General features: G+C 66.2%; 6 protein-coding genes. 4 read left to right on the forward strand and 2 right to left on the reverse strand.

The window, feature by feature from the left end; genetic code table 11:
• Positions 1–260 precede the first annotated feature (260 nt).
• A complete protein-coding gene (locus tag CIW48_RS28775; protein WP_244513978.1) occupies positions 261–884 on the reverse strand; it encodes a sigma-70 family RNA polymerase sigma factor in 624 nt (207 codons plus the stop codon).
• A 462-nt stretch (positions 885–1346) separates the two neighbouring features.
• Here CIW48_RS28775 and CIW48_RS28780 point away from each other — a divergent pair, with 462 nt between their 5' ends.
• On the forward strand, positions 1347–1646 hold the full coding sequence (locus CIW48_RS28780) for a hypothetical protein (protein WP_246695463.1): 300 nt from the start codon (positions 1347–1349) through the stop codon (positions 1644–1646).
• 86 nt (positions 1647–1732) lie between these two features.
• Here the strand turns inward: CIW48_RS28780 and CIW48_RS28785 are convergent, their stop codons facing one another.
• Positions 1733–2059: a helix-turn-helix transcriptional regulator gene (locus CIW48_RS28785; protein ID WP_149313841.1), complete on the reverse strand. Its 327-nt coding sequence runs from the start codon at positions 2057–2059 to the stop codon at positions 1733–1735.
• 363 nt (positions 2060–2422) lie between these two features.
• On the opposite strand from CIW48_RS28785, the gene CIW48_RS28790 reads away from it, so the two are divergent.
• The 3 genes from CIW48_RS28790 to CIW48_RS28800 are packed head-to-tail and all read left to right on the forward strand — an operon-like array spanning position 2423 to position 7821.
• Complete coding sequence (locus CIW48_RS28790) at positions 2423–4186, forward strand: type I secretion system permease/ATPase (protein ID WP_149313852.1); 1764 nt, start codon at positions 2423–2425, stop codon at positions 4184–4186.
• A 3-nt stretch (positions 4187–4189) separates the two neighbouring features.
• Entirely contained in the window at positions 4190–5554 is a 1365-nt protein-coding gene (locus tag CIW48_RS28795; protein ID WP_149313842.1) for an HlyD family type I secretion periplasmic adaptor subunit, read from the forward strand.
• Positions 5555–5592: 38 nt separating this feature from the next.
• Complete coding sequence (locus CIW48_RS28800; protein ID WP_149313843.1) at positions 5593–7821, forward strand: hypothetical protein; 2229 nt, start codon at positions 5593–5595, stop codon at positions 7819–7821.
• The last annotated feature ends 1070 nt before the right edge of the window (positions 7822–8891 follow it).

An 8891-nucleotide genomic window follows, 5' to 3' on the forward strand; every position in this document is an offset into this window, starting at 1 on the left:
CGACGCGGTGACGACGACCGTTCAGCGACCGGCAGGCCGCCTGCTGCACCGACATGCCCGCCGCGGTTGGCCCTTCCAAACCTGCGGGAGTTCAGTGAAGGGCGCGTCTGCCCAGCATCTGGGCAGACGGATCTGCGCGCCGAGGAACAGGCTGAGGCCCGCCGGCACCGCGCGTTCGGCATGCCCATCGCGGCTTGAGCATGCCGGACCGGCGCTGCCGCCCAGCCGGCCGCGGAACGCTCGTGCGGTGCGGCGCCCTCTCAGGCAAGATCCGCGACAAGCAGAGCACGGGCGCGGCTCACCCGGCTCTTCACGGTCCCGGTTTGACAGCCCATCACCTCGGCGGCCGCCTCATATGTCAGGCCTTGAGCGCCCACGAGCAGCAAGGCCTCGCGTTGGAGCTCAGGCAGCTTGCCGATATGTGACCATACGGTCTGCAGGTCGGACCCGTGCTCTTGCGCTGCCGGAGCAGTGAGTTGAGCTGCGGCAGCGCCGTCCACATCCTCGATCTCGCGCTTCCGCTTGCGGCACTCGGTATAAAACTGGTTGCGCAGGATGGTGCAGAGCCACGCCTTAAGGTTCGAGCCCGGTACGAACAGATCCTGCCGAGCCCAGGCACGCAGGACGGTTTCCTGCACCAGGTCGTCGGCGCGGGAGGCATCGGCGGTGAGCGATAGCGCGAACCCGCGCAGCCCGGGCAGCGCTTTGGTCAGCTCGGTGCGAAACACCAAGGCGCTCTCGCGGCTTTGCCCCTCCAGCACGGCGTCGAGCTGGGCGACGAGCTCGAGCAGCCGCTGCGGCGTTTGCGCTCCTGTCAGCGCCTCGTAGGCCGCGCGCAGGTAAGCGCCGAGGTGATCCCGCACACCCGCAGGGAGTGAGGCCATATCGGGGGTGGCAGGCCGGCTCGGCCGATCAGACGCCGCCCCTTCGCAGATCAACGTATCCGTCAAATCCCATCCTCTCATAGCGGCAGCTGTCCTGCCGAACCCCGGTCCGCCAAGCGCCTCACCGGAAGTGCCGGTGAGCCGCCGTGAACCATGCAGCGGGGCCTGCTCGGAAATGTGCGTCATCAAGCGTTCACCCATCCAGATAGGACCAGCCACCTGACTGTACAGTGAACATCTAACCCCGCAACCGGGGGATCGTTCTACGAGCCCCATGCGTTTGCGGGGCGCCGCCCGGTGGGGAGCGGAATCGGGGGCGAGCAGGAGCCGCGGGGATCATCGTGGTGGGGGATTTCCCCAGCCTCGGACGGGCCAGACCCGGGCGCTCGGCATCCGACCGTGCCGAACGAAAGGACCGGTCAGGGGAGACGCTCGATCGGAGCAAGGCCTTGAGGCCCGTTCGTGGAACGCCAATGGTCGCGCGGGGAGGAGCACTGGGCAGCGGCGATGCCACAGAATGTCGCGTACTGGATTGAAGACAGGTCTGATGGACGGTTTGATTTTGTGGTGAAGCTTGAGTCCGGCAAGGTATTCAGGCGCTCGGGATGTATCTCGCGTGCCGAGATCGATGCCTGGATCGAGGGCTTGCGCATGCTGATGGCTGCAATCGGTGCGCCAATATCGTCTGCCGACGCGGCGTCGCGGGATGCGTCTCCCTCCGGATCTCAGACGACGCACGTTGCGGTTCGCGCCACGTCCTGAGCCTGGGCAGGCATCGTCGACGTGCCGCCCCCCCCTGAGAGAGCCTGCTCATCGACGTGATCGGAACGTCAAGGGCGGCCTATGCCCTAAGCTTCGTCGTTCTTGGCCCGAAGCGTGCGATCGCCAAACAGGATCTCGTATGTGATCGGATCGTAGAAGCGCATCACGTTCCGGACGAACTCGCTGGGCTCGATTGCCAGCGCCTCCGCCCAGGCACGGTACCGATCCGGAGGAATGCGGCCGCGCCCGGTTTCGAGCTGCGAGATGAACGTATAGTATTCCGCGCCAACGAGAGCGGCGAGCTGTCGTTGTGACAATCCCTGCGCTTCTCTCAATTCCTTCAGATACCGGCCACCTTCCCGACGCAGCTCCAGCACCTCCTCCGAATCCAGGCGTTGGTAATGCGCGTACACGGGACCACCTTCCTGCGGGCGAGCGCTGCCGCACGCAGCACCTATACAGTAAATACCATATAGCCGTGATGGCTCCGCGCTGTCCAGACGCACGGCAGCTGGCCTCGTGCCCCGGCGCGGCGATGCTTGGCAGGCCCCTGAATGGCCCTATCATCCTTATATCGGGGACCAACATGAAGAGGAGGGAACCGGTGGCCGGATCGCTGTATGATCTTCCTGGGCGACCGCCCACAAATGTACACAATCACACCGTGCGGCCGAAAGCGCAGGCTTTCGCTCATGGCAGCTTGCGATGCGAAGATCTCACGGGATCAATGCTTGGGGGCCGCTGATCGCGCCGATCAATTGCGGGAAGAGGGCAGTATGGGCGATCATCCTCTGCAGTCGGCATTGACCGGTGGCCTGCGCGCGCTCCGTCCGGTAGTGGCAACGGTCTTGATTTTCGGCTTGTTTATCAATCTTCTATTGTTTGTCGCCCCGCTGTATATGCTCCAGATTTACGACCGCGTTATTCCGAGCAGAAGCGAAACGACACTTATCGGGATCACGGTCATCGCGGCGTTTGGCCTTGCGGTCTACGCGATCCTGGACATGCTGCGATCCCGCCTGCTGGTGCGCGGCGGTGTCATCTTCGATCGGGAGATAGCCAATCCGATCTTCGATGCCGCCCATCGCGGCGTGCTGCTCCGGCCCGGAGCGCGGCACGAAACCGCGCTGCGCGACGTGGACGTCCTGCGCGAGTTCCTGACGGGCAGTGGCATGCTGGCCTTCTGCGACCTGCCGTGGATCCCGATCTTTCTGCTCGCCTGCTTCGTGCTGCATCCCTGGTTCGGCTGGATGGCGCTCGTGGGTGGCGGAATGATCCTCGGATTGACGTTGCTCAACGAAGTCGCGACGCGTTGGACGCTCGACGCCGCCAGTCAGGCCTCACAGCAGGCGGGGCAGCAAGCCGCCACGATCTTCCGGAACGGAGAAGTGTTGCAGGCCCTTGGCATGCTGGCTTCCCTGCGCGGCGGCTGGCGCCGGCACCACGATGATGTCTTGGTCCTTCAGGCGCGCGCAAGCGATCGCGCCGGCCTGATCGTCGCCGCGACGAAGTTTGTCCGCATGCTCCTGCAGACCCTGGTTCTGGGGACAGGCGCATACCTGGCCATCCACCGCGAGATCTCCGCCGGGTCGATGATCGCGGCTTCGATCATCATCGGCCGCACGCTTGCGCCGATCGAGGCCGTCGTGGGCAACTGGAAAGGCTACACGGCCGCCCGTGCCAGTTTTCGGCGGCTGAGGGAGCTCATCGACGTCGCGAAGCCCGAGACCCGCCGCCTGATGCTGCCGCGTCCGCGAGGCTTGATCGAGGCCGAGAATATTTCCGTCGCGGCACCGGGTTCGACGCGGCCGATCCTCAGCGCGGTGAGCTTCCGACTCGAGCCCGGCAGCCTCGTGGGGATCATCGGTCCGAGTGCGTCCGGCAAATCCACGCTCGTGCGCACCCTCACCGGGGTTTGGCCCTCCCGCGAAGGGACCGTACGCATCGACGGCTCCGACTTGCGTCACTGGGACAAGCAGGCGCTCGGGCAGCACATCGGTTACCTGCCCCAGGACGTGGAACTGTTCGACGGCACGGTGGCGCAGAATATTTCACGGTTCGCTGCCGAGGACGACGCGCGCGTGATCGAGGTGGCCCGAAAGGCCGGCTGTCACGCGCTGATCCAGGCCCTGCCGGAGGGATACAACACGGTGATCGGGCGGGGAGGACACGGGTTGTCCGGCGGCCAGCGTCAGCGCATCGCGCTGGCCCGCGCCCTCTACGGCGAACCGAGCTTGGTCGTGCTTGACGAGCCGAATGCGAGTCTTGACCAGCTCGGCGAGGCCGCGCTGATGCGGGCCGTGGCGGCATTGAAGCAATCCGGGACGACGGTGGTGATCGTGACCCACAAGGTGAGCCTGCTCGCCGATGCCGACCGCGTTCTGCTCATGAACGAGGGCCGATTGCAGATCTCCGGCACGGTGGAGCAGGTTCTGTCACAGATCACCGGTTCGCGTCCGGTCCCGACCTTGGTGCCGTCCGCCGGCCCCTTGGCCCCTCAAGGTCGCCGAGACGCCGAAACGCAGCGCAGCGCGGGATAAAGGATGAGCGCCCCTCAAGCCGCAACGCTGAACCTGCCGCGGCAGCGGCGAACGTCCGACGAGGAGCGGACCAGCGCCGGAGGTCCGACGAACTGGCGCTTGTACGCCGTCGCAGGCTACGCGATCATCGTCGCGACCTTCGGGGTCGTCGGGACCTGGGCCGCCACGGCGCGCCTCGACCGGGCGGTGATCAGCCCCGGCGTGATCGTGGCGGAAGGCAGCCGCAAGGTGGTGCAGCATCTCGAAGGCGGCATCGTGCAGGAGGTGCTGGTGCGGGACGGGCAGACCGTCCGTGCGGGCGACGTCCTGCTGCGCATCGATCCCGTACAATCGCGTGCCAGCAACGATCTGTTGCGCGGTCAGCTCGACGCGGCCCTGATCTTGGAGGCGCGGTTGCGCGCCGAGCAGGAGCAGGCTCCGGATCTGGTCCTGCCGCCGGAGATCGCGGCGCGGCGGGATGACCGTGCCGTCGGCCGCATGATCGACGACCAAGCCAGTCAGCTGTCGGAGCGGCGCGCGTCCTTTCAGGCACAGCTGGCGCTCATCGAGGCGCGCGTCACGCAGCTGAAGACCGAGATCTCCGGACTGGCGGTCGAGAAGGCCTCGGTCGAGCAGCAGGTCGCTCTGATCCAGCAGGAGCTGGAGGGCCTGCGCGGCCTGCGCGAGAGGAACCTCATCCCGCTCTCCCGTGTCCTGATGATGGAGCGCGAGCACGCACGCCTTGCGGGGGTGATCGGGCGGTCCGTGGCCGAGACCGCCAAGGCGCAGAACGGCATCAACGAGGCGGCGATGCAGGCTGCGCAACTCAAGCAGAAGCTGCAGGAAACGCTCACGGCCCAGCTCCTGGATACCCGCCAGAAGATCGCCGAACTGCGCGAGAAGCTCATCGTCGCTCAGGACGTTCTCCGGCGGCACGAGGTTCGGGCCCCGCATCAGGGCGTCGTTCAGGGCCTGAAGGTCTACACGATCGGGCAGGTGATCCGCTCAGGCGAGCCGCTGATGGAGATCGTCCCCACGAACGATCGGCTCGTGATCAGCGTCCAGTTTGCGCCGAACGATCTGGAGGCTGTCCATGCCGGCATGCGAGCCGAGGTCAAGTTCCCGGCTTTTCAGACCCGCCGCACGCCCGCCATCTTCGGGACGCTGACGATGGTCTCGCGTGATCGCCTGCTCGATGACGGGACGAAGCTGCCTTATTTCGCCGGCACGGTCGAGATCGACGATCACCAGCTGCCCGAAGAGGTACGACTGCGCCTCCTGGCCGGCCTCCCTGCGGAGATCGTGGTCTCAGCCGGCGAGCGCACGGCGCTCGACTATCTGGTCGCGCCCTTCTTCGATGCCCTCGGACGCGGTTTTCATGAACGATAGAGGCCGTTCGTCAGTCCACGTGCGGAAGTGAGGTCCCTATGGGTGCGGTCATCTCGTTCTTCCGGCCCGCATCGACGAGCCAGGGCGGCTGGTCGCAGCAGGAACTCGCGGAATTCTACCGGGTCGAGGCGGCGCTGATCCGGGCCGGCCTCCAGATCGGCAGTGAACAGGGCCTGAGCGACGAGGCGGAGCCCTGGTTCGTGTTCTGCCGGCCTGACGGCGACGCGATCATGCATTTCGCCAGGATCGACGGCAGCTACGTCATTGCCTCTGAAGTCTTGGACAGCCCGATGCGGGGAAGCGATTTCCGCGCCCTGATCAACCAAGTCGCCCAACGCTACCCGGGGCTCCTTCCGATTCCGCAAGGCGCCGACGGTACGAAGCTCGCGGTCCATCCGGCTGCCCTGCTCGCCGCTCTCGTCGCGGCTGCGGCTTTGAGCCTGTCGCCCCATGATGCATTGGCGGATGACCAGGGACGTTCGGGTGAAAACCCGGTCCCGGCCGGTCAGGCGGGTCCGTCGCTTGAGCACGGCGCGGCCGGCGGCGGAGATGCTGGCGATGCCGATGAGCGCGACAGCCACAGCAAGCAGTTCGGGGTCATCGTGTTCTCGGCGATGATCTTCGCTGCCGATGCCTTTGCCGCGGATCATGTCGAGCGGGGGACGGAGGCGGATCCAGTCCTCGCCTCTCGGGGAGGCAACGGCGCCACCTCGCAGGGACACGACAGCTTCGTGATGCCCACGGGCGAGGTGGTTCGCTCGGCGAGTGCGGGTGTTCCGCTCACCTCCGGCGCACGCGACCACGGAGCCAGCGGCACAGCCGATCTGATTACTGCCGAACCGGCCTCGGCTGCCCTCTCTCCGTTGAGCAATGTTGATTTCAAAGACATCGGCCTCGGAAACCCGACGCTTGTGCACGGCCCTGCACGGACAAGCCTGGAGCCCGCCTATCAGAGTCCGGTGCATGCGGGTGAGGCGAGCACGGCGCGTGCTTCTGGTTCAACGCCTTCTTCGGAAGGCGGATCTGGTGCGGACGCGGCGGCATCGGGCGCCGCCGAAGTCGGAGGGCAGGTGGGTCCATCGCCCGCCACAACCGGTGAGGCTGCGCCTCAGCCCCAGAGCGCGTCGCAGATCGGCGGGCATGCGGCGCCCATGACACCATCGGGCCCGATCGACGGGATCACCGCGACGCCGCCGCAGGATCCTGATCATTCGGCGCCTCCACGTGAGGAGTCCGCCGGAAGACAGGAACAGGCCGCGAGAAGCGGCTCTGCCCCGGGCGCAGGAGCGTTGCACGCGGCGAGGACGGTCGCTGATGCGGATCAGTCACGCTCAAGCGAGGGTGAATCTGATCAGAACCGGCACGGTGCCGACGGCCACGGCGCAGCCAACGGCACGAACACGGGCCCGCAGCCGGGCGCGCCGCAAGCCCAGGCGAACGCCGTCGAGCCAGGCCATGGCCAGGGAGGCGAGGCCTCGGATCCGCTCAAGCAGGCGGGATCGGATCCGCACGGTGCCGACGGCCACGGCGCAGCCAACGGCACGAACGCGGGCCCGCAGCCAAGCGCGCCGCAAGCCCAGGCGAACGCCGTCGAGCCAGGCCATGGCCAGGGCGGCGAGGCCTCGGATCCGCTCAAGCAGGTGGGATCGGATCCGCACGACGCCGACGGCCACGGCGCAGCCAACGGCACGAACGCGGGCCCGCAGCCAAGCGCGCTGCAAGCCCAGGCGAACGCCGTCGAGCCAAGCCATGGCCAGGGCGGCGAGGCCTCGGATCCGCTCAAACAGGTGGGATCGGATCCGCACGACGCCGACGGCCACGGCGCAGCCAACGGCACGAACGCGGGCCCGCAGCCGGGCGCGCTGCAAGCCCAGGCGAGCACCACGGATCAAGGATCCGCACAACAACCCGGTATCGGGGCTCAAGCCGCCGCCCACGACAGGGCCGCTTCGGAAGCAAGCCCCGGACCTCAATCAGGCTCAAGCCAGCCGACCGATTCTCCAGGATCAAGAGCACCGGCTCCCTCAAGCGGTGATCAACCGGGATCAGCCATTCAAACGGATCACACCGGCGGGCAAGGTCAGCCACGGGCGCCGGCAGCGCAGGTCGATCAGACCGGAAACATCGTGTTCGCGTCCGATAGACAGCATGAGCATGCGGCCGCGCCGAGCCATGCGCCAGCCGATGGCGGGACGCTGAGCGAAGTCGAGCTGATCGGGATTTCGGATCACGGCACCAACGCGCATCACTACGATCTACACTCCTGATGACGCGGGCAAGCTTTTCAACCGCCCCGGCAGCTTCAGGGAAAGCAAAACGAGTCCGGAAAGCTTTTCCGTGTGCGACTGTCGCAGCTCTCCACGTTACCGACCCCGTATCTGAGGCGCACGATGGGCCTCGTCCCATGTCTTTATCCTGCGCGACACCGTGGTTCGGTGCTCTTCGTTGAGCGTCGGCACGGCGTGCGTGCGTGAACTGGTTCACCGTGCGGGGGTTTTGGGAACCTCATCGGCAAGCGCAACCGTTTGCCCGGCATCGGGCAGGTTCACGTCGAAGAGTTCACGCTTCGCTTTGTGCCCCGAGAATAGAAGCTGTTTCGCATCATCGCAAAGGTCCACGACCTCAGGTCGCGGCTCGGGCAATATCGATCTTGGCTCTGCCAAGCATTGAGGAGTGTCTCTTGGACAAGGTCGTCAGCCTGCTCCGCGGCCTGTGTGATCGATCCTGCGAAACGCCTCAGCTCGGGTAGCAACCGAAGAAGGTCATCGCAAAACCGACCTGGGTCAGGTGTCCGCGACGGTTCCGCATGCGACCGAAAGGTCTGTGCGGGCGGCAAGCCCAGCCGGCACTCCGCCGTCAGGTCAAGCGCTTGTTCGATCATATCCGCGCGTTGTCGTGACCGAGTGTCTGGATGGAACGGCATGCGGTGCTCAATCCCGATCTGACCATGCGGAGCCGTGCAGCGAATACATAATAGAGGTTTGCTGTATGCCCCTCAAGGCCTGCGTCTTCGGCGCGTCCTGGCCAGCCTCTTTTGGATCGCGGCGGATGGACAGCGGGTGTCGCGGAGGGCGCCGGATGACCTGACCGGCTGGCTTTGGACGGGGCGGATCGGGCGTATCAGCCTGGACCGAAGGTGAACCGCCCCGGGTTTCCCGGAGGCTCCAACTCTTGAGAGACTGGAGCCATGACGAAGCATACCCCACCGTTTTCCCCTGAGGTCCGCGAGCGGGCTGTCTGAACCGCCCCGGGTTTCCCGGAGGCCGTTTGGTTTGGGTCAGGCGGCCAAGGCTTGGACCTCGGTCTGGGCATAATAGCGCGCTTCGGCCTCGGCGGG

The sequence above is a fragment of the Methylobacterium sp. P1-11 genome (assembly GCF_008329595.1).
Lineage (GTDB): Bacteria > Pseudomonadota > Alphaproteobacteria > Rhizobiales > Beijerinckiaceae > Methylobacterium.